Genomic DNA, 26,861 nt, shown 5'->3' on the forward strand with positions numbered 1-26,861 from the left:
AATTCGTTGCGGCAAACCGCAAAGGCGGGTGCGGAATGACCTGCACTTGCGCGACGTTGGCTGGCATAGGCCACCCGTTCAGGCAAAGCTCGCGCAACGTGGCCCCTTCGCGCGCTCGAGGCGCTACACCGGGGCCATGCAAGTTGTCTTGACGACGCCAAAGATAGTTGCGAAATGTCGCGTTCCCGCAGCTGGCGCTCTCATTTCGCTGCAATCGGACAGGCCGATGGCCGATCTCAACTCTTCCTGACCAACGCCGAGATGTAGTCGTTCAGCGAGGTGGCTCCGCGCTGCGGTTTTTCCGGCTCGTCCTTGTTCTTCAGCGTGGCGCGCGTCATGGCGGCATACGACTTTGCGGCGGCCTCGGAGAACCCCAGCGACTGGAAGGCCTGCTCCCACTGCTCGGGCGGGGTCACCACCACTTCCACAGGCTGCCCCAGCGCCTCTGCAAAGGCCCGCGCCACATCGCCCGGCGAGTAGCGCTCGGGCCCCTCGACATAGTGCGGCCCCGAGGCCTCGGCCGCGCCCAGCATCAGCCGCGCGGCAAACTCCCCGAGGTCGTGCGGCGCCACCATCGGCAGCTTGAAATCGGGCGGGTACATGCTGTGCAGCTGGCCGTCCTCGCGTGCAGTCTTCAGCGAGGCATCCCAGTTGCTCATGTAGTAGGCCGCGCGGATGGCGCTCACCGGGCCCGCATCGGTTTCCCGCAGCGCCTGCTCCATGTCGTACAGCACGCCGAGGTCGCCGATGCCGTCGCCGGGCTGGGCGCCGTAGGTCGATTCGCAGACGATCTTCTCGAGCTTGCAGCCCTCGAGCGCGGCGACGATGGCGGCCAGGCTCTTGCGCTCCTGTGCGACCGTGTCGATCGACGGAAGCGCGGGCGGGTTGAGTGCGAAGAGCCGGTGGCCGCCCGCCATCACGCGGTGCAGCTCGGCCACGTCGAACACGTCCACCTCGGCCACATGGGCGCCCTTGGTCTTCAGCGCCTCGGCCTTGCGCGCTTCGCGGGTGACCACGGTAACCGGCTCGTTGCGCGCAAGCAGGGCTTGCGCGAGCGCCGAGCCGACATGGCCCGTCGCCCCCAGGATGATGTGCATGGTGTTGCCTCTTGCCTATCCGCGCTTTTCGGCGTTGCGCTTGCGCGTGGCGGCGGCTTTCTTCGCCGATGCCGAGCGCTCCTCGGCGGTGCGCGATGCCGCGGCCGCCCCGCCCTTGTGTCCGCCCTTGCGCGAAGGCGCATGGCTCTCGGCCTTGCCACGCCCCGAGCCGCTCTTCTTGCCGCCGCCGGTCTCGGCATTCACGGTGGCCCAGGCGCGGCGCTCGGCCTCGCCCTTGCCGACGCCGCGGTGCTCGTAGCCTTCCTCGATGTGCTCGGCCTTGCGTTTCTGCTTGTCCGTGTAGGACGACTTGTCGCCTTTTGGCATGTAGCTGCTCCTTCGGTTGATGAAGATGCCCTTCATGGTGGGCGCGCGATTCGCGCCGCGGGTAAGAGGACGGGCGCGATGCGCGTCAGTCTTGTCTGTCGCGAGTCGGCGCAGGCACTCGGCTGCCAACGCCGCGGCTTGCGGCTACAGCGGGTTGAGCCCCGGTTCGGATGTCTTCGCGAGCGACGCGACCATCGCAAGGATGGTGTCGCCGAAACCGCCGCGTGCGCGGGCGTCGGTGCGGGCGCTGGTCGTCACGCGCGGTCCCGCGCTCCAGGCGATGCGCGCACCGGCGGCCTGCAACGCCTCGACCAGCGCCACGTCTTCGCTGGACGCCAGCGGCTGGAAACCGCCCACGCGGCAGTAGGCCTCGGTCGACACGCCCAGGTTGGCCCCGTGGATGTGGCGGTGGCCGTCGGCATCCACGTAGTGGCGCTCGAAATGCGCCTGCACCGCGCTGCCTTCCAGGCCGTACACGCCCCAGTCTTCCACGCCGATCGAGCCGCAGACGGCATCGGCGTTCTCGGCCAGTTGCTTGACCAGCCACTCGGGCGAGACGAGCGTGTCGGCGTCGGTGAAGGCGAGCCAGCGCGCGCCGGCCTCGATCAACAGCCGGGCGCCGCTGGCTCGCGCAATGCCGACGTTGCGGGCATCGAGCGCAAGCCGGGTCACCGGGTACTGCGCCACGACGGCGTCGGTCGAATCGCTGCAGCTGTCGAGCACCACCGCCACGCCCACCGGCTCACCGAGCAGCGCCGGATGTTCGGCGGCGCGCAGCACCGCCTGGAGCGCGGCGGCGATGCGCTCGCCCTCGTTGTGCGCGGGAATGACGATGCCGATCACCGGATGCCCTCCCGCTCGGCCACCGAACGGCCGTCGCGCGCCCAGACCTGCAGCACGAAGTCGTCCTCCTCGTGCAGGGCCAGGCGTGCCAGGCCGAGCGCGGCCAGTGCGCCGTGCACTTCCTTCGTGGAGAGGCTGCGTTGCGCGAAGTCGGGCCGCCAGTCGCAGGCCACCAGGGTGCCGTCGGCTTCCAGCGTTTCTTCACAGCAGGCGGCCAGGCGCTGCATGTCGTGGCGGTCGAGAAAGTAGCCCACCTCGCTCAGCACGATGAGATCGAAGCGGCCGGCATCGCGCGGCCAGTCGGTTGGGAGCACGTGCTGGACGACGCGCACATTGGCGCGCCCTTGGGTGCGCCTGCGTGCAAGCTCCACGGCATGCGCCGAGAAATCGCTCGCCAGCAGATAGTCGCAGCGGTGCGACAGCGCCAACGTGAGTTCGCCGATTCCGCATCCCGGCTCGTACACCCGCCGGTAGCGCGCCTGCGGCAACGCCGCGAGCAGCAGCGCCCGCTTGCGCGCTTCGTACCAGCGCTGGCGCAGTGCGTACGGGTCTTCGCTCGTCGAATAGAGCGCATCGAAATAAGGCCGATGGTCGTGGGTCTGGCTCACAGGAAGATCACCTCGAAGGGACGCGCCGCGCGCTGGACGGTGGTGGCGCGCAGCACAGGGCCGGAGCCGGTCGATGCATCACGCCGCAATTGACTGGTGAACGCCCTGACGGCCGCGCATTTGCGCTCCAGGGCCTGGTCGCTGAGCGGAAGGCGGAAGGCGTGCTGCCAGGGCATGCGCACGTCGCCGGGGCGCGCCCAGTGCCAGCCCCACACAGGCACTTCCGCGAGCCGCGCCCCGGTGCCCGCGGCGGCCATCGCGCAGGCCTCGCCGGTCGCTTCGTGGTCGGGATGGCCGTCGCGGCGCCAGGTGGTGAACACCACGTCGCCCGGCCGGAGCAGCGACACCAGCCGCGCCGCGAGCACGGCGCGCAACGCCTTCAGGCCACCGTCTGGCAGGCCGAGGCGGATCGGCTCGATGGCCAGGCCCAGGCACTGCAGCGCCTTCAGGCTCTCCCGCGGCCGGGCGCGCGCGAGCCGTTCGACGGGCCATTCGGTCGAACCCCGGTGGCTGGCCGTGCCGTCGGTGACCGCAATCACCTCGACGGGCCGGCCGCACGCGGCCAGTTGCGCGAGCAGGCCACCGACCGAGAGCACCTCGTCGTCCGGATGCGGCGCGACGACGACGGCGCGGGCGTTTTCCGGCACCAGTTCGTGCGGCGCGATCGCGGGCAGCCGGGCGAGGCCCGGCCAGCCGCGCCATTCGGCTTCGGTGGTGCCCTCGCCCCGGATGGCGCGCTGCGCTACAGCGTCCATGACGAGGGCTCCTCTTTCTCGGTCGCGGCGAACTCGCCGAGGGCGGCAAGGTCGCGCTCGGCGTGGCTCTGGCGCAGGAAGACCGGCAGGTCCGCCATCGCACGGGCGAAGCGCGGATCGCGGCACAGCGGGCCGGCACCGACCGCGCGGCCGGCGTGGTGCATCACCTCGACGGCCGCCTGCTCGGCGGCGAGCCGGGCGCGCAAGGCGATGCGCTGTGCGTTGTCCTGCGGATGGCGGTCGATCCAGGCGGCGGCTTCACGCAGCTGGGCGGCTGCCGCAGTCAATGCAACGTCGATGGCACCGAGGTGCGTGAGACGATGGGCGTCCGGTTTGGGCCCCTTGCGCTGCTGCACCGCGCGCGCGATGCCGAGCGCGCCGCCGAACCAGCAGGCCGCGATGCCCGCGCCGCCTTGCCAGAAGCCGGCGCGCTTCACGTAGTCGCCGGGCTCGCCGATCTGCACGGCTATCGCACGGTTGAAGCGGACGTCGACGCTGCCGCTCGCAGCCATGCCAACGGCATGCCAGCCGTTTTCGGTCACCCAGACGGTGGGCTGCGCCATGGCAACGGCGGCGAGGCACGGCTCGCCGGCCGCGTTCCAGCAGCTGACGACGGCGTGGGACACCGTCGCGGCGCCCGAGCACCAGGCCTTGGTGCCGGTCAGGCGGACGTGGCCGCCCTCTTCGGCATCGAGCACGACGCGCGCATCGGGCGGCTCGGCGCACCATGTTCCCCACGATGCGCCTGCCGGGGTGTCGGGTGTGCCGCCGAGTTCAGCCAGGATGGCGAGCGCATCGGTGTGGCCTTCGAACAGCTTCACCAGCGACAGGTCATGCGCCGCCACTTCGGCGAGCACGCGCCAGCGCGCCAGGGTCTGGCCCGCGCCGGGTCGAGGCAACACATCGATGCCAGCATCCACCAGATAGCTCAGTGCCAAGTCGCAGCCATGGCGAAGCTGCAGTTGCCGCAGGGCGTCGTCGGGAGCGGGTTCGAACATGGGCGTGTGGCTGAAGGACGAAGAAAAAGAACTTCGACCCAAGGTAGGCAAGCCACGCAACGCGAATCGTCGGTGGGCAGCTTTCGCCTGTGTAGGAGGACCCGAGCAACGCGGCCGGTGCCCACTGCCGACAGCCCCACCGCCGAGAGCGAACAGCGGTCAACGACGCGTAGGCGCCCCTCAGTTTCCGCTGCCGCCTTCGTGCAAACGCCCCAGGCCCAGCTTCTCCATCGCCTCGTGCGCCTCGACCACCATCAACGCCACTTCCGCCACCGTGACCCGCAGCGTGGTGGCGCGCGTGCGCATGTGCTCATAGGCCTTGGCCTCGGTCAGCGACTGTGTCTCGGCCAGCATGCGAACGGCTTTCTCGATCTGCCGGCGCGACTTGATCGTCTCTTCGAGCTTGCTGACCTTGCTCTGCAGCCGCTCCTGGTAGCCGCGCGACGAACGCGCCAGCACCAGCGTGCTCAGCACGCCCGACGAACGGAACGGCCGGGTCAGCACGCCGTGCGCGCTGGTGTCGAGCAGCAGCTTCAGCGTGGTCGGGCTCTCGTAGTCGGACAGCGCGATCAGCGTCGCCTCCACCGCGCTGGCGCACCAACTGGTGCTGTCCTGCAGTTCCTGCGAGACCTGGAAGAAGATCACGTCGCACCCGGTGGGCGGCGCAGGGGGAAAGGGCCAGATGATCTTGAGCCGGCAGCCGATGCGCTTGAGCTGGTCGAGAAGGATGTCGCGGTCCTCGCCGGGCGGATACACCACCGCGACGCAGATGCTGCGCAGGTCATCGTAGAGGCGACGCAAACTGCTCATTGCGTCAGCTCAGCCAAAACTCGGAAAAACCGAAGGTCGACAAGTAGGGGTCGGGCTTGACCGGGCCCGCCCCTTCCCACAGCAGGTCGAACTGTCCGTCGCTGCGGCACACGCCGATGCGGGGCGTGAGGAAGGTGTGGTTGTTCTCGGCATCGATGGAGAGCGGCCCCTCGGGCGACTCGAAGCGCACCGAGCGTACGGCGTTGACGAGCTTGCGCGTGTCCAGGCTACCGCTGCGCTCCAGCGCCCGGGCGAACAGGTGGACCTGGCTGTAGGCCGCCTCGGACCACATGCTGGTGGGCCTGTCGCCATAGCGCTTGCGCCACAGCGCGCTGAAGCGGTCGTTGCATTCGTTCTTCAGCGAACTGAAGTACGTGGCCGAGGTGATGTGTCCCGCGCAGGCCTCGGCGCCGGTCATGCGGACCTCTTCCTCCACCATCGACAGGCTGGCGATGGGCATGCGCTGCGGATCGAGCCCGTGCTCGCGGTAGATCTGGTACAGGCGCCGGGCCGACTGGCCGACGATGGTGCAGAAGATGACGTCGGGCTGCGCATCGGCAATGTCGCGCATGACGTCCTGCAGTTGCGTCTCGGAAGCCTCCAGCGGCACATAGACCTCGTCGAGGATTTCGCCGCCGTGCTGCTCGACCATCTCGCGCATCACGCGGTTCGACTCGCGCGGAAAGATGTAGTCGGCGCCGATCAGGAAGAAGCGCCGCCCACGGTTCTTCAGCAGGTAGGCCGCAAGCTGCACGCTGTTCTGGTTGGGCACCGCACCGGTGTAGATGACGTTGGCCGAATATTCGAAGCCTTCGTAGAACGAGCAATACCAGAGAAGCGCGTTGTTGCGCTCGATCACCGGCAGCACCGCCTTGCGGCTCGAAGAGCGCGAGCAGCCGAAGATCACGTTGACCTCGTCCTCCAGCAGCAGCCGGGTCGCGAGCCGCCGGTATTCGTCGGCATCGCCCTTGGGGTCGTAGGCCACCGGCAGCAGCGGACGGTCGAGCACGCCGCCGAGGCCGTTGATTTCCTCGATGGCCAGCGCGGTCCCGAAGAAGTGCTCCGACTCGGTCACACCGGTCGCGCCCGAGCGCGAATGCAGCACGCCGATGCGCCAGCCGTCTTCGGCGGGGGCGGGTTTGTCAGTGGTCATCGGCTTTCTCCATCGTCATTCAGGAAGGCACCAGCAGAATCCGTGCCTTCGCGTCCCAAGTCAGACACGCAGGTGGTCGAAAACGGACGCCGCGGCGCCCGGGGCCTTCGCATTTCCCTCGTCTACCAGTTCGCCCTGCTTGAGCACCACGTAGCGGTCGGCCACCTGGAGCGCGAACGGCACGTTCTGCTCCACGATCAGCATCGCAGTGCCGCGCCGGGCGCGTTCGTCTAGCAGCGCGCGGGCCAGCCGGTCGATGACCGAGGGTTGCAGCCCTTCGGTGATCTCGTCCAGCAGGATCATCGCGGGCCGCATCATCAGCGCACGGGCGAGCAGCAGCATTTTCTGCTCGCCGCCCGAGAGCGTGCCGGCGTCCTGCTTCAGCCGGGTCTTGAAGACCGGGAACAGCGGCTCGATGTCCGCAAAACGCTCGTCGAACACCGACTCCTTCGCAAGGCCGAGCCGCAGGTTGTCGCGGATGCTCAGGTCGGCGAACAGCGCCTGCTCCTGCGCCGCATAGGCGATGCCCTGGCGCGCGATGCGGTGCGGCGGCTGCCGCGTGATGTCCTGCCCGTTCAGGTGGACGTGTCCGCCCTTCTTGGGCAGGTAGCCCATCACGGTCTTGAGCAGCGTGCTCTTGCCCATGCCGTTCTTGCCCAGGAGGGCCACGGCCTCGCCGGCCGCAACGTCCAGCGACAGTCCGCGCAGCACCACGGAAGCTCCGTAGCCGCTGCTTAGACCTTCCAGCCGCAATGCCTGGTGGCTCTTCTCGCTCATGCGGCCTCCTGCGGTGCGTGCGTGCTGCCGGCGTAGATGGTCTTCACCAGCGGCGAATTCACCACCTCCTCGAAGCTGCCCTGCATCACGATGGTTCCCTGGTGCAGCACCACGATGCGGGTGGCGATCTGTTCGACGAAATCGAGGTCGTGTTCCACCAGCAGGCAGCACAGGCCATGCCGGTGTGCGAGCGACGCCAGCACTTCGCCGATCTGCGAACGCTCGGTCTTGGTGAGGCCCGCGGTCGGTTCGTCGAGCAGCACGATGCGCGGCTCCAGCGTCAGCACCATCGCGAGCTCGAGCGCCTGCTGTTCGCCGTGCGAGAGGTCGCGTGCGACGGTGCCCAGCTTGGCGTCGAGCCCGGTGGTGCGCACCACGTCGAGCGCATAGGCCGGCAGACGCAGCGCGGCATCCTGCCGCACCAGCGAGGGCTTCTCGAGCAAGGTGCCTGCGATGCGAAGGCACTGCGCCACCGTGAGCGACTCGAAGATGTTGGCGTTCTGGAACTTGCGCCCCAGCCCGAAGCGCACGCAGGCCTCGGGCGGCAGGTCGCGGATGTCGTGGCCGCAGAGCTTCACGGAGCCGGCACTTCGCTCGGCCCCATCGCTCATGCAGCGCATCAGCGTGGTCTTGCCCGCGCCGTTCGGCCCGATCAGCCCGACCAGTTCGCCGGCCCGCGCTTCCAGGTCGATGCCTTGCAGCACCTTGAGCGCGCCGTAATGCTTCGCCACCTGCTGCATGTGCAGGGCCGGCTCGGTTGCCTCTGCCGCCACGCTCCTGGCCTTGCGCACTTCGAGCACCGGCAGGCGCGCGGCGATGCGGCCGAGGCCGAAGGGCTTGAGCAGCAGCGGCACCAGCCCCTGCGGCAGCAGCACGATGACCAACACGAAGGCCACGCCGACGATCAGCTGCCACGCGAACGGCATGCTGCCGCTGAGATACGCCGTGGCCACGTTGATCAGCACCGCACCGATCAGCGGTCCCCAGAGCGTGCCCCGCCCGCCCAGCGCGACCCAGATGATCAGCTCGGTGCCCAGCGCGAACCCGGTGAGTTCGGGCGCCACCACGCCGCTGAACGCGCCGTACCCGAAGCCTGCGATGCCCGCGACCATCGCCATGACGGTCAGCAGCACGATCTTGACCATCGCGGTCGGAATGCCGAGGTAGGTGCAGCGCGATTCGTTGTCGCGAATGGCGGCCAGCACCCGCCCGGCGTCGCTGCGCACCAGCAGCCAGCCCAGGAGGCCGAACAGCACGAGCATGCCGCCGGCCACCCAGTACCAGGCCTCGATCGAGAGGTCGAAGCTCTCGTAGCCGGTCAGGCCCGAGCTGGATCCCGTCCACTGGCCGCCCGACAACAGCAGTTGCGTGAGCACGATGGGCAGCACCAGCGAGATGACCGTCGCGAAGAACGGCGAGGCGCCCCGGTAGAACGACAGCCAGCCCACCAGTGCCCCGACCGCCGCGCTGACGGCGATGGCGGCGCCCAGCGCCAGCAAGGCCGTCGAGACGCTGAAACCGCTGTGCGTGAACACCAGGCCCGCCGCATAAGCGCCGATGCCGAAGAAAGCCGATTGGCCGAAGCTCAGGTAGCCCGTGTAGCCCCACAGCACATCGACCGTGATCGCGGCGATGGCAAAGAAGAAGGCCTTGACAAGGATGTTGAGCAGGTAGGTGTCGAACACCCAGGGGCCGGCCACGATCAGCAGCAGGCCGATGCCGCCCAGCACCGAAAGCCCGCGGCCCGAGCGCAGCGTGGCGCGCAGTGAGGTTGGCGCCGTGGCAGCCATTGCCATGTTCTCAGCCACGGGCGAACCCCTTCGGGCGGATGCGCAGCGTGACCGCCGCGAGCACCGCGATGGTCAAGCCGCCGAGTACGGGGTTGGCATACGTGCTCACCAGCACCTGGCAGGCCCCGAACACCAAGCAGGTCAGCAGCAGGCTCGGCATCGAATGCCCCGACACCATGACCAGCATGAAGGCGCTCACCAGCCAGGGCAGCCCCATGTTCGGATCGACGCTGGACAGCGGCGTGATCATCGCGCCCGCCAGCGTGCCCAGCCCCGCGCCCAGGCTGAAGGTGATGAAGCGCACGCGGCCCGCGTGAATGCCCAAGCCGCTGGCCAGCTCCTCGTTCATGATCACCGCGCGCGTGCGGATGCCGAAGCGCGTGCCGTTCAGCAGCGCGGTGAGCAGCAGGCACAGCGCGGTGGCGATGGGCACCAGCAGCAGGCGGTAGGCCGAGTAGTCCACGCCGCCGAGCGACCAGGTGCCCGCGAGCGGCGCGTCGACGAACTGCACCTCGCGGCCGAACGCCATCACGATCGACTGCCCGATGACGATGCCCAGCCCCCAGGTCGCGAGGATGGCGTCGAGCGGACGCTTGTAGAGCGGCTTCACGATCAGCCATTCCACCGCCATGCCCGCCACGATGCCGACCGCCAGCGCCAGGGGCCAGCTCAGCCACGGATCGAGCTTGAGCTGGGTCACCACGTAGCTCGCATAGCCGCCCAGCGTGAGCAGCGCGCCGTGGGCGAAATTGACGATCTTCATGACCCCGAAGATCATCATCAGCCCGGCGGTGACGATGAAGAGCATCGCGGCGGTCGTGAGCAAATCCAGCAACAGCACCATGTGGAGGCCTTTGTCTGCGACGTTGTTTCTGCGACGTTATTTCAGGTTCGGGCACTGCGCGCCGGGATCGACGCTCGCGAAGGTTTCGAGGATCTTGATCGATCCGTCGGCCTGCACCTGCCCCAGGCGCATCGACAGCGGCGTGTGGCGGCTCTTGTTCATCGACACCGCGCCGCGCGGGCCGGTGAACGACACCTCGCCGAGCGCCTTGACCACCTTGGCCGCATCGGTCGAGCCGGCCTTTTCAACGGCGGCCTTGTAGAGGAAGAAGGCCTCGTATTGCGGCTCCGACAACTCGTTGGGCGTCTTCAGGTCGGCGCCGAACTTCTTCTTCATCGCATCGAGAAACTTCTTGTTCTCGGGGATGTCGATGCCCGTCAGGTAGGAGGCCGACATGTACATGCCGCTGGCCACATCGCCCATGGTCTTTGCGGTGCCCTCGTCGATCGCGAGGTTGCCGTAGGGCAGCGTGAGGCCCGCGCCCTTGAGCTGCTTGGCCAGCGACACGTTGGGCGCGCCGCCCGCGGTGGCGCTGACGAGCGCGTCGGGCTTGGCGGCGCGCAGCTTGGAGATCACCGAGGTCCAGTCGCTGCCGTCGATCGGCAGGTATTCCTCGCCCACCACCTTGCCGCCCTTCTGCTCGATGTACTTGCGGGTGAAGTCGAGCATGCCGCGGCCGAAGGCGTAGTCATTGCCGACCAGGAAGAAGGTCTTGGCGCCCTTGCTCTTGAGGAAGTAGTCGACCACCGGCGCGACCTGCTGCTCGGGCACCCAGCCGTTCACGTACATCCAGTTGTTGCACGAGCGCCCCTCGTAGAACGAGGTGTAGATGTAGGGCACCTTGCCCTTGCTCACCACCGGCAGCGCCGCATTGCGCGCCGCGCTGTTCTCCATTGCGATGATGGCGGCCACCTTCTTCTGGAACACCAGCGTGTCGAAGGCCTTCTGCGCGCCGACGGCGCCGGAGGCGTCGTCCACGATCTCCAGTTCGACCTTGCGGCCGAGGATGCCGCCGGCGGCATTGATCTCGTCGACGGCCAGTTGCGACGACTGCACCGCAGCCGGTGCCACGACGCTGTTGGCGCCCGACAGGCCGACCGCCACGCCGATGCGAAGAGGGTCGGCGGCCTGGGCGTTGGCGGCCAGCAAAGCGGCCGCGGTCATGGCGCCGAGGCGCAGGAGGGATGTGATCTTCATGTTCAAGGTCCTCTCGAAGTTCGATGGAAAAGTGTGTGAGTGGGTGACAGCGAAAAAAACAGGGACTCAGTGCCGCGGAAGCGGCCAGCCGGTGCCCAGCATCGGGTCGTAGATGTCGTCGCGGCGGTCGCGCAGCACGTCGTTGAACGCGTTCAGGTGGCGCGCCTGGCGCGATGCCTTGAGGTTGATGCGGGCATAGAGGATTTCCTCGCGATCGTGCGAGGCGGGCCCCGCCAGCGGCCAGCCCTGCGCGCCCACGATCACGCTCTGCCCGACGAAGGGCTGGCCGCGCTCGGTGCCCGTGCGGTTGGCGCAGACGATGTTCATGCCGTTGCTGTGGGCGCTGGCCATTGCCAGCGTGGTGGCCATGGCCGGACGGTCCGCGGGCTGCTGGGGCATGGGCACCCAGTTGGTCGGCATGCAGACGATGTCGACGCCCTGCATCGCGAGCAGGCGATAGGCCTCGGGGAACCAGCCGTCGTAGCAGATCATCACGCCAAGCCGGCCGAGCTCGGTATGGAACACCGGCAGCCCCTTGTTCCCCGGCTCGAAGAACAGGTGTTCGTCGCCCCAGAGGTGCAGCTTGCGGTAGGTGCCGAGCCAGCCGCGCGGGCCGAGCACCGCGGCCGCGTTGTAGAGACGGTCGTCCTCGCGCTCGGCGATGCCCGCGACCACGTGCACCTTGCAGCGCCGGGCCGCATCGGCCCAGGCCTGCGTGCTCGGACCGTCGGGCACCGGCTCGGCCAGCGCGAAGGCCTCGGCGCGGCTCGCGAACACGTAGCCGCTGTTGGCCAGTTCGGGCAGGACCACGATCGATGCGCCCTGCGCGGCCGCCTCTTCGATCAATTGCACCGACCGCGCCACATTGGCGGCCGTGTGGCCCACGTGCGGCTCCATCTGCACACTGGCCACGACGAGGTCCGGAAAACCCAGGCCATCTTCTTCCTGCACTGTCATTCAAGCTCCAAAAAGCAAAAAGCCCTCGACCCCGCTTGCGCGTTGTTCGAGGGCTTTCATAGCCGGTATGTGAAGCAGCGATGTTGCTGCCCGACATGCACTCAATGGCGAGTGCTGTCGTGGGGTCGGAGATTAGAAGAAGGTATTCGCGGTGTCAATTGGAATTTTTGCGGCGCGTGGACAGCGTCCGCAGCGTGATCGAGTAGCGCAAGGCTTCGGTCGGCGCAATGGCGTGCTGCCAGGCCCAGCGCGCCGGGCCGCGCAAGAGATAGATCGAGCGCGGCTCGATCAGGAACTGCACGTTGCCAGCGTCGGAAGTCGATGCGCCTTGCGGACGGTAGGGCCTGAACTGCATCACCGCATCGCCCTGCAGCGAGATGCCCACGATGTCCTCGAAGTCCGGCACATCGCGGTGCCAGCCGAGCGGCGTGCCGGGCTGGTACTCGGCGATCAGCATGTGGGTGAGCTCCTCCGGCGCGATGCCGAGCCACGCGGCCGCCCTCGCCCGCAGCGGGTGCAGCGCCTCGGGCAGCAGCGCGCCGGGCTTGAGGCGGTTCGTGTCGAAGTCGTAGCTGCCGCCAAAGCCGATGCCGCGGCGGCGCGCGGTGTATTCCTTGTAGCGCATCTCCTTGAGCGGCAGGGCCTGGACGATGCGCAGCAGCCCGGCCTCTTCTTCCGCCGACAGAAACTCGCGCTCGTAACGCAGCCCTTCGATGGCGGACGTGGGTGCTTCGCCGAACAGGTCGTCCTGCCCCGCGTGCTCGAGGCGCCTAGCGGAGCGCATCGCCGCCCCCTGCCACCTGCACATGCCACCAGCGCGGCAGCAGCTCCCGGATCTCGGCGCGCGCGAAGCGGTCGTCCAGCAGATGCAGCACGCCGCGGTCTTCCTCGGTGCGGATCACGCGCCCGGCCGCCTGCACCACCTTCTGCAGGCCCGGATAGAGGTACGTGTACTCGTAGCCCTTGCCGAAGCGCGACTGCATGCGCTCGCGCGTGATCTCGTTGAGCGCGTTGTACTGCGGCAGGCCCAGGCTCGCGACGAAGGCGCCGACGAGGCGGCTGCCGGGGAGGTCGATGCCCTCGCCGAACGCGCCGCCGAGCACCGCGAAGCCGATGCCCCGGCCGCCCTCTTCGAAGCGCGCGATGAAGCCATGGCGATCGGCTTCGAGCATGCCGCGCGTCTGCGTCCACACGGGCACCCCGGGGTGCTGCGCCGCAAAGGCCGCGCGGGCGTTCTCCAGGTACTCGAAGCTGCTGAAGAAGGCCAGGTAGTTGCCGGGCATGCGTTCGAACTGGGCGCCGATGATCTCCGTCACGTTGCCCAGCGATCCGGCGCGGTCGCGAAAGCGCGTGGAGATGTTGGTTGCCACCTCCACGCGCAGTTGCTGGCTGCTGAATGGCGAGGCCACGTCGAGCAGCGCGGTGTCCAGCGGCAGGCCGAGCGCGTCGCGGTAAAACGCGAACGGCGAGAGCGTGCCCGAGAAGCAGGTGACCGAGACCGCATCGGCGAACCGGCCTTCGAGGAACGGCGCGGGCACGAGGTTGCGGATGGCCAGGGTGCGGTCCTGCTGCGTGATGCCGAGCGTGCGCTCGAACACCGAGTGGTCGCCGAACACCTCGGCGAGTCGGGCGAAGTGCAGCGCATCGAAGAAGAAGCGCTGCAGCGGCCCCTGCGCGGCCTCGGGCTTGGCCGCGAAGTACTCGGCCATGGCCGTGTTGGCCGCCTGCAGCGCGCGCACGAAGCGCTCGGGTATCTCGTCGGCGGTTTCGTAGTTCTCGTTCTGCGACTGCTGCACGGTGTCCCACTCGCGAAAGAGCCGTGCGAGCGGGCCGCGCACCGGTGCGGGCGCGATGCGGTGCGCCTCCTCGAGCGCCCCGCCTTCGAGCTGCGCGGTGTACATGCCGCGCGCCCGCTCCAGCAGGTTGTGGGCTTCGTCCACGAGCACCGCGACGCGCCAGCCGGCGTCCTTCATGGTGGCGAAGAGGAAGGCGCTGCCATCGAAGTAATAGTTGTAGTCGCCCACGAGCACGTCGCTCCAGTGCGCCATTTCCTGCGCGAGGAAATAGGGGCACACCGTGTGCTGCAGCGCGACCCGCCGCAGCGCCTGCCGGTCGAGCCAGCCGGCCTCCGTGGCTTCGATGCGGGCGGCGGGCAGGCGGTCGTAGAAGCCCTTGGCGAGCGGGCACGAGTCGCCGTTGCAGGCACGGTCGGGGTATTCGCATACTTTCTCGCGCGCCGCGAGTTCGAGCACGCGCGGCTGGGCGCCGTCCCCCACCCCGGCCGCTTTACAGCCTTTGCCCAGCACCCGCAGCGCATCGAGCGCCACCGGTCGACCCGAGGTCTTGGCGGTGAGGAAGAACACCTTGTCGAGCTTCCCCGCCGCGCGGGCCTTGAGCAGCGGGAAGATGGTCGCCAGCGTCTTGCCAATGCCCGTTGGCGCCTGCGCCATGAGGCAGCGCCCGCCGGCCGCCGCGCGGTAGACGGCTTCGGCCAGTTCGCGCTGGCCGGCGCGGAAGGACTGGTGCGGGAATGCGAGTTTCGCCAGCGTCCGGTCGAGCGCGCCGTGGTGGTCGGCCTCCTGCTGCGCCCATGCGGCGTAGCGGTCGCACAGCGACTCGAAGTGCTCGCGCAGCGCGTCCCAGGTGTGGCGTTCCTCGAGCACGGTTTCTTCGCCGGTGGCGAGGTCGAGGTAGACCAGTGCCACGGTCATCTGCGCATGTCCGTGCTGCTCGCACAGCATCCAGCCGTAGGTGCGGGCCTGCGCCCAGTGCAGCGCGCGATGGTTGGTGCGGATGGCGTCGAAATCGCCGCGGAAGGTCTTGATTTCTTCCACGCGGGGTTCGCCGGGCTCGTAGCCGTCGGCACGTCCGCGAACCTGCAGCGCGCCGTGCCGGGATTCGAGCGACACCTCGCTCTGGTAGCTGGCGCCCCGCCGGCCCTGCACCAGCGCATGGCCGGCCATGCCTTCGAGCGCGCTGGGCGCGGGCACGAAGCGCAGGTCGAGGTCGCCCGCCTTCGCGCCGAACGCGCAAAGCGCCTTGACGGAAACGACATATGCAGCAGGGGCCGAATCTGGCGGGGTGGAGGGAGCCGGGGCCATCTCTCTCGATCACTGGATGAAATCACAGTATACGAGCGATGCAAGTGTTAACGTTCCGCATCAACGAACCTCTCGGGGCCTTCTCCGACAGGACGACCCTCCTTTTTCGGCAAAACTCGACAAGTTTTGCTTACAAATGTGCCGATGAAAACTCCCGCCGCCATTGATCCCGACGACTTCGACCGCCTGCTGAGCCGCAATCTCAAGCTTCCGCTGCTCGGAGGGCTCCTCGGCGCCGTGGTGTTCGTCGGGCTCATCCTGTTCCTGCTCTCGACCATCAGCTGGGTGGAGCACACCGACCGCGTCACCCGTTCGGCCAGCGAGCTGCAGCGCCGCAACATCGACATGGAGACCGGCCTGCGCGGCTTCCTGCTGACCGGCGAGGAGAGCTTTCTCGAGCCCTACCAGAGCGCCCTGCCGCGGCTGAAACCCGACACCGATGCGCTGCGCAAGCTCGTATCGGACAACCAGCAGCAGGTGGAGCGCGTCGACCGCATCGCCGGCCTGCAAGACGCCTGGAACGAATTCGCCCGCGACATGATTGCGGCCCGCCGCGCCGGAGGCGACATCCAGGCCACGGTGCGCCTGGGCCGCGGCAAGCGGCTGACGGACGACATGCGCGCCGAATACACCGCGTTCATGGACACCGAGCAGGCCCTGCGCTTCCAGCGCAACAACGACGCCAACCGCACCAGCTGGTGGACGGTGGGCATCTTCCTGCTGTTCACGCTGACGCTGACCGGGCTCATCACCTATTTCGGCCGCCGCCAGCTGGTGCGGTTGTCGGACAGCTACGACGTGGTGCTCAGCGAGCAGGCCGAGCACGCCGAGCGGCTGGCCGAGGAAGCCTGGCTGCGCACCGCGCAGACCGAGCTGGTGGGCGAACTGGTCGGCGAGCTGAGCGCGCCGGACATGGGCCGCAAGATCCTGGCCTTCTTCTCGCGGCACCTGGGCACCTCCGTCGGCGCGATGTACGTGCGCGAGCGCCACGGCCCGCTGCGCCGGGCCGCGAGCTACGGCTTCTCGGCCGATGCAGAGGCTTCGCCGCAGGTCTTCTCGCCCACCCAGAGCCTGGTGGGCCAGGCCGCCGCCGAGCGGCGCCGGATGCTGATCGACCCGATCGACGCCAGCTACCTCAAGGTGAACTCGGGCCTGGGCGAGATGGCCCCCAAGACCGTGCTGCTGATGCCGGTGATGAGCGACGGCATCGTCAACGGCGTGGTCGAGCTGGGCCTCCCCGGCGCGCCCGACGAGCGCGCGAGCCAGCTGCTCGACGTGGTGTGCGACGACATAGGCACCTCGCTGGCCGCGGCGCGCTACCGCGAGCAGCTGCAGGAAGTGCTGGCCGAAACGCAGCAGCTCAACGAAGAACTGCAGGTGCAGCAGGAAGAGCTGCGCACCGCCAACGAAGAGCTCGAGGAGCAGTCGCGGGCCCTGCGCGCCTCGCAGGCCATGCTGGAGAACCAGCAGGCCGAGCTGGAGCAGACCAACAGCCAGCTCTCCGAGCGCACCGAGGCGCTGGACCAGCGCAACACGGCCCTGCGCCGCGTGCAGCGCGACCTGGAAGACCGCGCCGACGAGCTGCAGCGCGCGAGCCGCTACAAGTCGGAGTTCCTCGCGAACATGTCGCACGAGCTGCGCACGCCGCTCAACAGCGCGCTCATCCTGGCCAAGCTGCTGGGCGACAACCCGCAGGGCAACCTCACGCTGGAGCAGGTGAAGTTCGCCGAGTCGATCTACTCGTCGGGCAACGACCTGCTGGTGCTGATCAACGACATCCTGGACATCGCCAAGGTCGAGGCGGGCAAGCTCGAGGTAGTGCCCGAGGACGTGGCGATCAGCCGGCTCGCGCAGAGCCTGGAGAGCACCTTCAGCCCGCTCGCGATGCAAAAGAGCCTGAGCTTCCGGCTCGAGGTGCAGCCCGGCGCGCCGGCCTCGCTGGTCACCGACCGGCAGCGGGTCGAGCAGATCCTCAAGAACCTGCTGTCGAACGCCCTCAAGTTCACCGACAAGGGCGAGGTGGCGCTGGTGGTCTCTGCCACGGCGGATGGCGGCGCGGCCTTTGCGGTGTCGGACTCGGGCATCGGCATCGACCCGCAACAGCACGAACTGATCTTCGAGGCCTTTCGCCAGGCCGACGGCACCACCAGCCGACGCTACGGCGGCACGGGCCTGGGTCTGTCGATTTCGCGCGACCTCACGCACCTCCTGGGCGGCACGCTCACCGTGCAGAGCGAGCCCGGCAAGGGCAGCACCTTCATCCTGCAGCTGCCGGCCCTGGCACCGCAGGCATCGGCGCAGCAATCGGCGGCGCCCAGGAACCTGCCGACCTATGCGCCGGTCAACCGGAGCCCCGCCGCGGTGTCCGCCCCCATGCCGCAGGCGCCCACGCCGCCGACCGCCGTGCCGGCGCCGCAGTTCGCCGACGACCGCGCGATCCCGCGCGACCAGGTGCGCCGCGTGCTGGTGATCGAGGACGAGCCGCAGTTCGCGCACATCCTCTACGACCTGGCACACGAGCTGGGCTACCGGTGCCTGGTGGCGCACGGCGCGGCCGACGGCTTCGAGCTGGCCACGCAGTTCGTGCCCGACGCGATCCTGCTGGACATGCGCCTGCCCGACAGCACCGGCCTGGACGTGCTGCAGAAGCTCAAGGATTCGCCGCACACGCGCCACATCCCGATCCACGTGGTCTCGGCCGCCGACAACGCACAGGCCGCGGCACTGCACATGGGCGCCATCGGCTTCGCGCTGAAGCCGGCCACCCGCGACGAGCTCATGAAGGTCTTCGGCCGGCTCGAAGACAAGCTCACGCAGAAGGTCAAGGTCGTGCTGCTGGTGGAAGACGACGAACTGCAGCGCGAAGCCGTGATCAAGCTGATCGGCGACGACGACATCGAGATCGTCGCCGTCGGCTCCGGCGAGGAGGCGCTGGAGCTGCTGCGCACCCGCGTGTTCGACTGCATGATCACCGACCTGCGGCTGCCCGACATGCAGGGCAGCGAGCTGCTCAAGGCCATGGCGGCGGAAGAGATCGTGTCGTTCCCGCCGGTCATCGTCTACACCGGGCGCAACCTCACGCGCGACGAGGAGACTGAGCTTCAGCGCTACTCGCGCTCGATCATCATCAAGGGCGCCCGCTCGCCCGAGCGGCTGCTCGACGAGGTGACGCTCTTCCTGCACAAGGTGGAGGCCTCGCTCTCCACCGAACGCCAGGGCATGCTCAAGACGGTGCGCGGGCGCGACCGCATCTTCGAGGGCCGCACCATCCTCCTGGTGGACGACGACGTGCGCAACATCTTCGCGCTGACGAGTGCGCTGGAGCAGCGCGGCGCGGCGGTGGAAATCGGCCGCAACGGCCGCGAGGCGCTCGAGAAACTGGACCAGGTGCGCGAGATCGACCTGGTGCTGATGGACGTGATGATGCCGGAGATGGACGGCCTGGAAGCCACGCGCCGCCTGCGCGCCGACCCGCGCTTCGAGAAGATGCCGGTGATCGCCATCACCGCCAAGGCCATGAAGGACGACCGCGACCAGTGCCTGGCCGCAGGCGCCAACGACTACCTGGCCAAGCCGGTCGACCTGGAGCGGCTGTTCTCGCTGCTGCGGGTGTGGATGCCCAGGATGGAGCGCCTGTGACAGAAAAATCGTCCTCGCCCCCACCCTCGCCGCTTCAGCCGCTCAGCGACACCGAGATCGAGCTGCGCCTCCTGATGGAGGCCATCTATCTCAAGTACAGCTACGACTTCCGCAACTACACCACCGCCTCGCAGAAGCGCCGCGTGCTCTATGCGCTGGAGCAGCTCGGGCTCCCGAGCATTTCGGCGCTGCAGGACAGGGTGCTGCGCGATGCGGGGCTCTTCGGGCGGCTGCTGCAGTTCCTGACGATTCCGGTAAGCGAGATGTTCCGCGACCCGGCCTACTTTCTTGCGCTGCGCGAGCACGTGGTGCCGATCCTGCACACCTACCCGTCGGTGAAGGTGTGGGTGGCGGGCTGCAGCACGGGCGAGGAGGTGTTCTCGCTCGCCATCCTGCTGCGCGAAGAGGGCCTGCTCGACCGCACGCAGATCTACGCCACCGACATCAACCCGGCCTCGCTGGAGAAGGCGCGCCAGGGCATCTTTCCGCTGGAGGCCATTCGCGGCTACACCGCCAACTACCAGCGCGCGGGCGGGCGCAGTTCGTTTTCGGACTACTACACCGCCGCCTACGACGCGGCCCGCTTCGACGCCTCGCTCTGCGCCGACGTGATCTTCGCGGACCACAGCCTGGCGACCGACAGCGTGTTCGCCGAGACGCAGCTGGTGTCGTGCCGCAACGTGCTCATCTACTTCAACCGGCTGCTGCAGGACCGCGCGCTCGGGCTCTTTCACGAGTCGCTGTCGCACCGCGGCTTCCTGGGCCTCGGGTCGAAGGAAAGCATCGATTTCTCGGGCTACGCGGACCGCTTCGCGCCGCACGCCCGCGCCGAGCGCATCTATCGCAAGGCGACATGACGACGCTGCCTCGCCCCTACACCCGCAAGCGCGTGGACGCCATCATGCTCGGCGCCTCGGCCGGCGGCATCGATGCGCTGCTGGTGCTGCTGGGCGGCCTGCCCGCGAGCTGGCGCCTGCCGATGGCGGTGGTGCTGCACCTGCCCGAGAGCCACGACAGCCACCTGGCCGCGATCTTCGCGCAACGCCTGCCCATCCCCGTGCAGGAGGCTGGCGACAAGATGCCGCTGGCGGCCGGCAGCCTCTATTTCGCGCCGCCCGGCTACCACCTGTCGATCGAGCGCGAGCGTTGTTTCTCGCTCAGCTGCGAGCCGCCGGTGCTGTTCTCGCGGCCGTCCATCGACGTGCTGATGGCCTCGGCCGCCGACGCCTACGGCCCCACGGTGGCCGGCTTTCTCCTGACCGGCGCCAACGACGACGGCGCCGAAGGCCTCTACCGCATCCACCTGGCCGGCGGGCTCACCGCCGTGCAGGACCCCAAAGAAGCCCTGATTCCCATCATGCCCAACGCCGCCATCGCGCGACACGCTCCCGACCACGTACTGCCCCTGCGCGAACTTCGCGCTCTGCTCCTGCAACTGGAGGCCGCCCATGCCCATTGACGTCCAAAGCAAGCTGCTGATCGTCGATGACCTGCCGGAGAACCTGCTGGCGCTCGAGGCGCTGATCCGCGCACCGGACCGCATGGTGTATCGCGCCGGTTCGGCCGAGGCGGCGCTCTCGCTGCTGCTGGAGCATGAATTCGCGCTCGCCATCGTCGACGTGCAGATGCCCGGCATGAACGGCTTCGAACTGGCCGAGATGATGCGCGGCACCGAGCGCACCCGGCACATCCCGATCATCTTCGTGAGCGCGGCCGGGCGCGAGCTGAATTACGCCTTCCAGGGCTACGAGAGCGGCGCGGTCGATTTCCTGCACAAGCCGCTGGACCCGCACGCGGTGGTCAGCAAGGTGAACGTGTTCGTCGACCTGTACCAGCACCGGAAGGCGCTGCGCCACGAGATGGAATCTCTCGCCGCCGCGCACCGCAAGCAGGAAGAACTGGTGCAGCAGCTGCAGCACACCCAGCACGAACTGGAGCGCGCGGTGCGCATGCGCGACGACTTCATGTCGATGGTCTCGCACGAGCTGCGCACGCCGCTGAACACGCTGTACCTGGAGGCGCAGTTGCGCCAGCTTCATCTCTCGAAGGGCAACCTGGCCAACTTCTCGCCCGAGCGGCTGCCCGCGATGATCGAGCGCGACCAGCGGCAGATCCGCAACATGGTGCGGCTGATCGACGACATGCTCGACGTGACGCGCATGCGGCGCGATGCGTTGTCGATCCAGAGCAAGCCGGTCGACCTGGCGATGCTCGCCCGCGCTGTGGTCGAGAACCTGCGCCAGCAGGCCGAGGCCGCGGGCTCTGCAATCACGCTCGAAGCGCCGGCCGAACTGCGCGGCGTGTGGGACGAGTTCCGCATCGAGCAGGTGCTGACCAACCTCCTGACCAACGCACTTCGCTACGGCGGCGGCAAGCCGGTCGAGATGGTGGTGCAGCAGGCCGGCAACACCGCCCGCGTGAGCGTGCGCGACCACGGCATCGGCATTGCCCCCGAGGACCAGGCGCGCATCTTCGAGCAGTTCGAGCGCACCGAGCACAGCCGCCAGCATGCGGCCGGCCTCGGCCTCGGCCTCTACATCACGCGCAAAATCGTGGACCTGCACGCTGGGCGGATCGACGTGGAAAGCGCGGCCGGCCAGGGCGCGCGCTTCACCGTCGAGCTGCCGCTGGCGCCCGAAGCCTCGGCGGCCAAGCCGGCCGCGTAGGAACACCCCTACGGCGCTCAAGACACAATCCGTTGATACTGCTTCTTTCGACTTATCAAAGAGACAAACCGCCGTGAACGTGCTGATCGTCGATGACAACGAAGCCGCTGCCGACCTGTTGCAGGAGCTCCTCACGCTGCAGGACCACACGGCCCGCTGCACCTACACCGCCCAGCAGGCCCTGGACGCGGCCGCCGCCGAAAGCTTCGATGCGGCGCTGATCGACCTCACCCTGCCGGACTTTCCGGGCACCGAGGTGGCGCGACGGCTGCGCGCCAGCACCGCCGAAGGCACGCCGCGGCTGCTGGTCGCGATCTCGGGTTTCTCGGCGCAGGATGCGGCCGGCGAATCGGCCAAGGGGCTGTTCGACCATCACCTGCAAAAGCCGATCGACATCGACCAGCTCGATCGCATCCTGGCGCAACCGACGCGCTAGGCCGGGCTCGGGTTCAAGCCGATGCGCCGCCTCGCACCCGCCCTTCTCCTCGCATCGCTCATGCCGCTCGCGGCGGCCGCAGCCTGGCTCGATGGCTCGGGCAAGCCCATTCCCGACACCGAGTCCATGCGCAGCGACGGTGACTTTCATGCGCAGTTGCTCATCACCCCGGACGAGGCCGAGCTGCGCAAGGCCTGGAACACCTCCGGCCGCGCACCGACGCTGCGGGTCGCCGACAGCGTGAAGCGCGGCATCAGTTCGAGCGCGATGCTGTTCCTGCGCGGCTGCGCGCCGAATGCCAGCGGCCAGTGCGATGTGGTGGTCGAGTTCTTTGTGATCACGCCCAGCGGACAGCGCGTGCCGGCCGGGGGCGGGCCGCTCTGGACTTCGGAGCCGCCTCCGGCAACTTTGGTGCTCGGTTCGGCCAGCATGAACTTCAGCTTCGGCCCGGCCAACGAGACCGGGCTCTACAGCGTGCAGGCCAAGGTGGTCGACCGCATCGGCAAGCGCACGCTCGAACTGTGGGGCCGCATCCGGCTGGACTGACGCGCGCGGTCGTGGATGTCAGGCCCGGCGCATCGCCTTGAAGCGATAGCGCCGGAACCCATTCTTCTGCATGAAGCTGATGGGCTCCCAGCCGCGCGCCAGCGCACGGTCGTTGATCTGCGCCATCTGCACGCCGAGGTAGTCCTGCAGCTTGTCGGACACCGACAGCTCGAACTCCCGCAGCCCGCGGTCCAGCGCGTCGATGGCAGCGATGGCGCCCTCGACGCTGGAGAAGGGATGCATCGGCGTCAGGTCCGCACCGCGAGCGGGGGAGGACGTCTTCCGCGACGGAAAGGACACGCGCGTGCCGCCTTCCTCCCCGATCAAGCCCTTCATGCCGTTCATGCCGTTCATGCCGTCCGCGTCATTCATCCCATGAACCCCACGTTGCGCGGATAGGCAATTCCGCTGGGCGCCGTCAGGCCGAAGTTCTTGAGGTTCGGCAGGATGCCGTCGAGCTGGTCGTCCGGCACGCCGAACCAGCGCGCCAGCGTGCCCGCGTACTGGTCGACCGAGGTGGTGGGCAGGAGCCGCCCCTGCCCCACGTGCCACTGGTCGATGTCGGAGACGGTGTTGGTGATGCTCACCGGCGGCGCCGTGCCGTAGATCGCCTTGCCCTTCACCGCGCCGCCGACCACGAAGTGGTGGCCGCCCCAGCCGTGGTCGGAGCCATTGCTGTTGCTCGAGAGCGTGCGGCCGAAGTCCGACGCGGTGAACGCGGTGACCTTGTTGCCGACGCCGAGCGCGTCCATCTGCTTGTGGAAGTCGACCAACGCTTCGGACAGGTTCTTCATGAGCCCCGGCTGGCGCGCAATCAGGTCGTCGTGCAGGTCGAAGCCGCCCATCGAGACGAAGAACACCTGGCGCTTCACGCCCAGCGCGGTGCGCCCGCGGATCAGGCGCGCCACCATCTTGAGCTGGTCGGCCAGGTTGTTGTTCAGCGGGAAGGTGCCGGAGGCGAAGTCGGCCCCGATCGCCTCGGTGATCCTTCCCTCGGCCGTGACCGCGCGCCGGATGACCTTGGTGTATTCGTTTTCCAGCGTGTGGCCGCTCTCGCGCTGGGCAATCTGCTGCATCGCGGCCTTCACCGTGGCCGAGCCGAACAGGTTGCCGCCCGCCCCGCTCACCGCGCCGATGCGCACCGCGCCGCCCGTTCCCACCTGGTACTGCAGCGCCTGGTCGCCCGAGAGGAACACCGCATTGCCCGAAACCGACATGCAGGTGAAAAGCGAACCACCGTTCGGCCCGAGGGCCAGGTCGCCGAGGTTGCCGCCCCATCCAACGGTCGAGCCTTCGGGCGAAGACGATTGCCACACCGACTGCTGGTCGTTGTGCGAGAACAGCTTGGGCGGAATCGGAAAGTCGCGGCGGTTGCCGCTGTTGTATTGCGCGCGCGTCAGAGGCTTGATGAGCGGGCCGACGTTCAGCTGCACCGCCACCTTGATCTTGCCTTCCGGGTCGTTGAAGAGGTCGGCCAGCCCCGTCATCGACGGATGCAGCGCGTACACGCGGCCGCCGGGCAGTGCCTGCGTCGGCTTGAGTTCGGTCCGCGCCAGCGCGGCGCGAGCCAGGGCGATGCCACCGCCCGCCTCGCCATCGCCGCCGCGGATCAGGCTGTATTTGCCGTAGCTGTCGGCGTCGTAGGTGACGACGGTGTTCGCATAGTCGTTGCCGCCGTAGAGAAACACGCACACCAGCGCGCGGTAGTCGTCGCCGGGCGCGGCCTGCGCGGCGGCCTCGCCCATGGCGGCGAGGTTGAGTGCGAACGGCAGCGCGGTGCCGGCCATCGCGAGTTGGCCAGAGCGGCGGAGGAACGCGCGGCGCGTGTGCCGGGCGGGATCGATCAGGTACATGGACGAAAGGCTCCCGCGTATTTATTTCTGGACAAGGTATTCGGGCGAACCCATCACCAGCAGGACGGCGGCACAGATGCGATTGAGCTTCGCGCCGTCGCTGCTCGCTGGAGTGAGGTTGGGCGTGGCGAGCGCAGTGGTGATGAGGGTGACGGTGGCGGGCAACAGCTGGTTGCCGGTCAGCAGCAGGTTGAGCCGGCGCACGAGTGCCGCGGGGTCGAGCACCAGCGCCTTCTCGGCCGCGTAGCTGGCCATCACGTCCCTGTTGTTGAAGCCGTTGGCCAGCACGTTCTGCATGAAGTTGAGATAGCCACCCACGCTGCTTTCGTTGACCAGCTGGAACTCGGGCGCGACGAGCTTGTTGCTCGCGATGGCGGTAGACGGCGGCACGTAGCCGGGGCGGAAGAAGTTGAACACCGAGGGCGAGCGCAGCGGGCTCTGGCCGAGGCCGAAGCTCGCGTTGGCGAGGCTGTCGATCTTCCAGGTGTCGGCGGCCGAGGCGATGCCGCAGGTGCGGCCCCACTGCACGAAGCGAAGCATCGGCTCGCGCAGGCGCCCGAAGTTCGGGTCCGAAAGACCGCCCGGGCCGCGCGCCTCGTCGTCCAGCAGCACGGCGGCGAACACGCTCTTCATGTCGCCGCGCACGCCGGCGCCGTTGTTGGCAAAGACATCGGCCACGCGCTTGACGTAGGCCGGGCTCGGGTTGCTGGTGACCAGCCGCTGGATCAGCTGCTTGCCGATGAAGGGGCCGACGTTCGGATGGTTGAAGAGCGCATCGAGCGCGATCTTCAGCGCCGCCGGGCCGGGCGTGCCGCCGGGCACGGTGGTGCCGAGGAACTTCGCCTCTAGCGTCGAGTGGTTCGCGGCCACGTAGGCCATCGGGCGCGTGGTCCAGTCCTTGGTTTCGATCGCGCCGCCGCCGCCGGGCGGGGTGAAGCCGGTGCGCTCCGCGCCGCGGATGTCCAGGACGTAGCCGGTGAACACGCGCGCGAGGTTGGTCACGTCGTCCTGCGTGTAGGTGTCCAGCGGCTGGCCCTCGGTGCCGGTCTTCACGGTGCCGTCGGCGTTGAGCTGCGACAGGCCGATGGTCATGAGCTGCATGACTTCGCGCGCATAGTTCTCGTCGGGCTGTCGGCCGCGGCCGTCTTCCTTGCGGTTGTCGCGGGTGTTCAGGTAGAAGCCCATCGCCGGGTTGAGCGTGATGTCTTCCAGCAGCGTGCGGAAGTTGCCGGTGACGCCGGCAACCAGCGTGTCGAAATACTGGGCCATCATGGCGTGGGGCCAGCTCGAACCGATCTCGTTGGCCGAGACCACGAAGATCTCGCTGAGCGCCAGCGCCATGCGCTTGCGCACCGGGTCGGCCGAGGTCATCAGCTGGCGCCAGATGGCGGCATCGATCGCGGTGTCGAAGGGCTTGCTGTCGAGCCATTCCCAGGCCGACTGCGTGCGCGGCGCGCCGAACTGCTCGCTGAGCCAGGGCAGGTAGCCCTTGTTGCGCACGTCGGCGATCTCGGCCTCGGAGGCGGAGAACTGGGCCTGCAGCAGGAAGCGCGCGGCTTCGTCGTCGGTCTTGGCCTGGGTGTATCGGTAAGGGCCTGGGTCCGTTCCGCTGCCAGCGCCGGAGCCGGAGCCCGCAGAAGGCAGGTTGCCGATGCCGCCGAACCCGCCGCCACTGCCTCCGCTCCCGCCGCCGCCCCCGCAGGCCGCGAGTGCGGCCGCAATGGAGAACGTCGCCAGCGCCTTCAAGGGGCTGGACGGCGTTTCGGGGCCGGTTGTGTCTGTTGTTGCAGGCGTATCCACGTACGCCAGGTCGTCGGCCACGCTCGCGCAACCGGCTTCGATCCGTTCCACCATGTGTTCCTCGCTCCTGGCGGCGTCACTGCGCCGCTGCGTGGATCAAGGCAAGTGCCGTGCCCTGCGGATTTCTATGGTGCGGAGTGGCAGCGGGGAGGCAGTCAATTCAATATTTGTGACTTTATGTGACTTTTTCGTCACTTAAGAAACAAAATTGGCAATTCCAAAGGCTTACTTTGGCAAGCCTTGCGTTAGCGAGCCCGATGCGGATTCAGTCCTGCTCTTCGTCCCACGCGTCAGCGTTCGGTGGGCGGTACGGGTAGCCGGGCCCGTAGTAGAGGCGACCGGGCGGCGGACTGTAGATGGGCGCCGGTCGGTAGTAAACCGGTGGCGGCGGCTGGTAGTAGACCGGCGGTGCGGGCTGGTAGTAGATCGGTGCCGGGTAGTAGACCGGCGGTGGCGCGTAGTACGGCGCCGGGTAGCCACCGCCGACATAGCCGGGCGTGCCGATCTGTACCGACCACTGGCCGCGCGCACTGGCGGCGCCCGCGGCAAGCAACGCGCCGGCAGCGATGGCCCCGACGGTTGCCCATTTGAGAGCGGAAAAATGTCTTTTGAAGTTCACAGCGGCTCCAGGGCGAAAGGGCCAAAGGGCGAACAGCGCCCGGGT

The 26,861-nt window shown here is 68.3% G+C and carries 25 protein-coding genes; 6 read left to right on the plus strand and 19 right to left on the minus strand.

Annotated features, from left to right (window positions below; translation table 11 throughout):
• Window positions 1–236: 236 nt before the first annotated feature.
• The 15 genes from M2282_RS25375 to M2282_RS25445 all read right to left on the minus strand — a co-directional run bounded on the left by M2282_RS25375 (window position 237) and on the right by M2282_RS25445 (window position 15,257).
• Window positions 237–1,097 carry an NmrA family NAD(P)-binding protein gene (locus M2282_RS25375; protein WP_280811541.1) on the minus strand — a complete coding sequence of 287 codons (861 nt, stop codon included), beginning with the start codon at window positions 1,095–1,097 and terminating at the stop codon, window positions 237–239.
• A gap of 15 nt (window positions 1,098–1,112) precedes the next feature.
• Window positions 1,113–1,424 (minus strand): plasmid stabilization protein, encoded by a 312-nt coding sequence (locus M2282_RS25380; RefSeq protein ID WP_280811542.1) that lies wholly within the window; start codon window positions 1,422–1,424, stop codon window positions 1,113–1,115.
• 144 nt (window positions 1,425–1,568) lie between these two features.
• Window positions 1,569–2,267: a glycosyltransferase gene (locus tag M2282_RS25385; RefSeq protein WP_280811543.1), complete on the minus strand. Its 699-nt coding sequence runs from the start codon at window positions 2,265–2,267 to the stop codon at window positions 1,569–1,571.
• On the minus strand, window positions 2,264–2,875 hold the full coding sequence (locus M2282_RS25390; RefSeq protein ID WP_280811544.1) for a class I SAM-dependent methyltransferase: 612 nt from the start codon (window positions 2,873–2,875) through the stop codon (window positions 2,264–2,266). Before M2282_RS25390 ends, M2282_RS25385 begins: the two co-directional genes overlap by 4 nt.
• Window positions 2,872–3,630, minus strand: a complete 759-nt coding sequence (locus M2282_RS25395; RefSeq protein WP_280811545.1) for a PIG-L deacetylase family protein — start codon at window positions 3,628–3,630, stop codon at window positions 2,872–2,874. Before M2282_RS25395 ends, M2282_RS25390 begins: the two co-directional genes overlap by 4 nt.
• Window positions 3,618–4,628 carry an acyl-CoA dehydrogenase gene (locus M2282_RS25400; protein WP_280811546.1) on the minus strand — a complete coding sequence of 337 codons (1,011 nt, stop codon included), beginning with the start codon at window positions 4,626–4,628 and terminating at the stop codon, window positions 3,618–3,620. Before M2282_RS25400 ends, M2282_RS25395 begins: the two co-directional genes overlap by 13 nt.
• Window positions 4,629–4,808: 180 nt before the next feature.
• A complete protein-coding gene (locus M2282_RS25405) occupies window positions 4,809–5,438 on the minus strand; it encodes an ANTAR domain-containing response regulator (RefSeq protein WP_280811547.1) in 630 nt (209 codons plus the stop codon).
• 4 nt (window positions 5,439–5,442) lie between these two features.
• Complete coding sequence (locus tag M2282_RS25410; RefSeq protein WP_280811548.1) at window positions 5,443–6,591, minus strand: transporter substrate-binding domain-containing protein; 1,149 nt, start codon at window positions 6,589–6,591, stop codon at window positions 5,443–5,445.
• A 60-nt stretch (window positions 6,592–6,651) separates the two neighbouring features.
• Window positions 6,652–7,368: a branched-chain amino acid ABC transporter ATP-binding protein gene (locus M2282_RS25415; protein ID WP_280811549.1), complete on the minus strand. Its 717-nt coding sequence runs from the start codon at window positions 7,366–7,368 to the stop codon at window positions 6,652–6,654.
• On the minus strand, window positions 7,365–9,158 hold the full coding sequence (locus M2282_RS25420) for a branched-chain amino acid ABC transporter ATP-binding protein/permease (RefSeq protein ID WP_280811690.1): 1,794 nt from the start codon (window positions 9,156–9,158) through the stop codon (window positions 7,365–7,367). The genes M2282_RS25415 and M2282_RS25420 overlap by 4 nt, the downstream gene beginning before the upstream one ends.
• Window positions 9,159–9,168: 10 nt before the next feature.
• Window positions 9,169–10,002, minus strand: coding sequence for a branched-chain amino acid ABC transporter permease (locus M2282_RS25425; protein ID WP_280811550.1), 834 nt, complete (start codon window positions 10,000–10,002; stop codon window positions 9,169–9,171).
• Between the two features lie 36 nt (window positions 10,003–10,038).
• Window positions 10,039–11,166 (minus strand): substrate-binding protein, encoded by a 1,128-nt coding sequence (locus M2282_RS25430; RefSeq protein WP_280811691.1) that lies wholly within the window; start codon window positions 11,164–11,166, stop codon window positions 10,039–10,041.
• A 99-nt stretch (window positions 11,167–11,265) separates the two neighbouring features.
• Window positions 11,266–12,156: a nitrilase family protein gene (locus tag M2282_RS25435; protein ID WP_280811551.1), complete on the minus strand. Its 891-nt coding sequence runs from the start codon at window positions 12,154–12,156 to the stop codon at window positions 11,266–11,268.
• Between the two features lie 154 nt (window positions 12,157–12,310).
• The gene (locus M2282_RS25440; RefSeq protein ID WP_280811552.1) at window positions 12,311–12,940 is read right to left on the minus strand and encodes an alpha-ketoglutarate-dependent dioxygenase AlkB; all 630 of its coding nucleotides are present in this window, start codon (window positions 12,938–12,940) and stop codon (window positions 12,311–12,313) included.
• Window positions 12,927–15,257, minus strand: coding sequence for an ATP-dependent DNA helicase (locus M2282_RS25445; protein ID WP_280811553.1), 2,331 nt, complete (start codon window positions 15,255–15,257; stop codon window positions 12,927–12,929). The genes M2282_RS25440 and M2282_RS25445 overlap by 14 nt, the downstream gene beginning before the upstream one ends.
• A 144-nt stretch (window positions 15,258–15,401) precedes the next feature.
• On the opposite strand from M2282_RS25445, the gene M2282_RS25450 reads away from it, so the two are divergent.
• The 6 genes from M2282_RS25450 (at window position 15,402) to M2282_RS25475 (ending at window position 22,544) form a co-directional block, all read left to right on the plus strand.
• The gene (locus M2282_RS25450) at window positions 15,402–18,896 is read left to right on the plus strand and encodes a response regulator (protein WP_280811554.1); all 3,495 of its coding nucleotides are present in this window, start codon (window positions 15,402–15,404) and stop codon (window positions 18,894–18,896) included.
• Window positions 18,897–18,970: 74 nt separating this feature from the next.
• Entirely contained in the window at window positions 18,971–19,753 is a 783-nt protein-coding gene (locus tag M2282_RS25455) for a CheR family methyltransferase (RefSeq protein ID WP_432422941.1), read from the plus strand.
• Window positions 19,750–20,355: a chemotaxis protein CheB gene (locus tag M2282_RS25460; RefSeq protein WP_280811556.1), complete on the plus strand. Its 606-nt coding sequence runs from the start codon at window positions 19,750–19,752 to the stop codon at window positions 20,353–20,355. The genes M2282_RS25455 and M2282_RS25460 overlap by 4 nt, the downstream gene beginning before the upstream one ends.
• Complete coding sequence (locus M2282_RS25465; protein WP_280811557.1) at window positions 20,345–21,562, plus strand: hybrid sensor histidine kinase/response regulator; 1,218 nt, start codon at window positions 20,345–20,347, stop codon at window positions 21,560–21,562. The genes M2282_RS25460 and M2282_RS25465 overlap by 11 nt, the downstream gene beginning before the upstream one ends.
• 73 nt (window positions 21,563–21,635) lie before the next feature.
• The gene (locus M2282_RS25470) at window positions 21,636–21,998 is read left to right on the plus strand and encodes a response regulator (protein ID WP_280811558.1); all 363 of its coding nucleotides are present in this window, start codon (window positions 21,636–21,638) and stop codon (window positions 21,996–21,998) included.
• A gap of 21 nt (window positions 21,999–22,019) precedes the next feature.
• Window positions 22,020–22,544, plus strand: a complete 525-nt coding sequence (locus M2282_RS25475; protein WP_280811559.1) for a hypothetical protein — start codon at window positions 22,020–22,022, stop codon at window positions 22,542–22,544.
• 18 nt (window positions 22,545–22,562) lie between these two features.
• Here M2282_RS25475 and M2282_RS25480 read toward each other — a convergent pair whose 3' ends face one another.
• From M2282_RS25480 to M2282_RS25495, 4 genes are all read right to left on the minus strand, one after another.
• Window positions 22,563–22,916: a hypothetical protein gene (locus tag M2282_RS25480; protein ID WP_280811560.1), complete on the minus strand. Its 354-nt coding sequence runs from the start codon at window positions 22,914–22,916 to the stop codon at window positions 22,563–22,565.
• Entirely contained in the window at window positions 22,913–24,397 is a 1,485-nt protein-coding gene (locus M2282_RS25485) for a DUF1501 domain-containing protein (protein WP_280811561.1), read from the minus strand. The genes M2282_RS25480 and M2282_RS25485 overlap by 4 nt, the downstream gene beginning before the upstream one ends.
• A gap of 21 nt (window positions 24,398–24,418) precedes the next feature.
• Window positions 24,419–26,251, minus strand: coding sequence for a DUF1800 domain-containing protein (locus M2282_RS25490; RefSeq protein WP_280811562.1), 1,833 nt, complete (start codon window positions 26,249–26,251; stop codon window positions 24,419–24,421).
• A gap of 211 nt (window positions 26,252–26,462) precedes the next feature.
• A complete protein-coding gene (locus tag M2282_RS25495; RefSeq protein WP_280811563.1) occupies window positions 26,463–26,816 on the minus strand; it encodes a hypothetical protein in 354 nt (117 codons plus the stop codon).
• Window positions 26,817–26,861: the final 45 nt, after the last annotated feature.

Origin of the sequence: Variovorax boronicumulans (assembly GCF_029892485.1) — a bacterium.
In the GTDB taxonomy this organism is placed as follows: Bacteria; Pseudomonadota; Gammaproteobacteria; order Burkholderiales; family Burkholderiaceae_C; genus Variovorax; species Variovorax boronicumulans_B.

Coding starts and splice junctions, on each gene's coding strand:
- M2282_RS25375 (WP_280811541.1), bottom strand. CDS start 1,097: ATGCACATCATCCTGGGGGCGACGGGCCATGTCGGCTCGGCGCTCGCG.
- M2282_RS25380 (WP_280811542.1), bottom strand. CDS start 1,424: ATGCCAAAAGGCGACAAGTCGTCCTACACGGACAAGCAGAAACGCAAG.
- M2282_RS25395 (WP_280811545.1), bottom strand. CDS start 3,630: ATGGACGCTGTAGCGCAGCGCGCCATCCGGGGCGAGGGCACCACCGAA.
- M2282_RS25400 (WP_280811546.1), bottom strand. CDS start 4,628: ATGTTCGAACCCGCTCCCGACGACGCCCTGCGGCAACTGCAGCTTCGC.
- M2282_RS25405 (WP_280811547.1), bottom strand. CDS start 5,438: ATGAGCAGTTTGCGTCGCCTCTACGATGACCTGCGCAGCATCTGCGTC.
- M2282_RS25410 (WP_280811548.1), bottom strand. CDS start 6,591: ATGACCACTGACAAACCCGCCCCCGCCGAAGACGGCTGGCGCATCGGC.
- M2282_RS25415 (WP_280811549.1), bottom strand. CDS start 7,368: ATGAGCGAGAAGAGCCACCAGGCATTGCGGCTGGAAGGTCTAAGCAGC.
- M2282_RS25420 (WP_280811690.1), bottom strand. CDS start 9,158: ATGGCTGCCACGGCGCCAACCTCACTGCGCGCCACGCTGCGCTCGGGC.
- M2282_RS25425 (WP_280811550.1), bottom strand. CDS start 10,002: ATGGTGCTGTTGCTGGATTTGCTCACGACCGCCGCGATGCTCTTCATC.
- M2282_RS25430 (WP_280811691.1), bottom strand. CDS start 11,166: ATGACCGCGGCCGCTTTGCTGGCCGCCAACGCCCAGGCCGCCGACCCT.
- M2282_RS25435 (WP_280811551.1), bottom strand. CDS start 12,156: ATGACAGTGCAGGAAGAAGATGGCCTGGGTTTTCCGGACCTCGTCGTG.
- M2282_RS25440 (WP_280811552.1), bottom strand. CDS start 12,940: ATGCGCTCCGCTAGGCGCCTCGAGCACGCGGGGCAGGACGACCTGTTC.
- M2282_RS25445 (WP_280811553.1), bottom strand. CDS start 15,257: ATGGCCCCGGCTCCCTCCACCCCGCCAGATTCGGCCCCTGCTGCATAT.
- M2282_RS25450 (WP_280811554.1), top strand. CDS start 15,402: ATGAAAACTCCCGCCGCCATTGATCCCGACGACTTCGACCGCCTGCTG.
- M2282_RS25455 (WP_432422941.1), top strand. CDS start 18,971: ATGGAGGCCATCTATCTCAAGTACAGCTACGACTTCCGCAACTACACC.
- M2282_RS25460 (WP_280811556.1), top strand. CDS start 19,750: ATGACGACGCTGCCTCGCCCCTACACCCGCAAGCGCGTGGACGCCATC.
- M2282_RS25465 (WP_280811557.1), top strand. CDS start 20,345: ATGCCCATTGACGTCCAAAGCAAGCTGCTGATCGTCGATGACCTGCCG.
- M2282_RS25475 (WP_280811559.1), top strand. CDS start 22,020: ATGCGCCGCCTCGCACCCGCCCTTCTCCTCGCATCGCTCATGCCGCTC.
- M2282_RS25480 (WP_280811560.1), bottom strand. CDS start 22,916: ATGAATGACGCGGACGGCATGAACGGCATGAACGGCATGAAGGGCTTG.
- M2282_RS25485 (WP_280811561.1), bottom strand. CDS start 24,397: ATGTACCTGATCGATCCCGCCCGGCACACGCGCCGCGCGTTCCTCCGC.
- M2282_RS25490 (WP_280811562.1), bottom strand. CDS start 26,251: ATGGTGGAACGGATCGAAGCCGGTTGCGCGAGCGTGGCCGACGACCTG.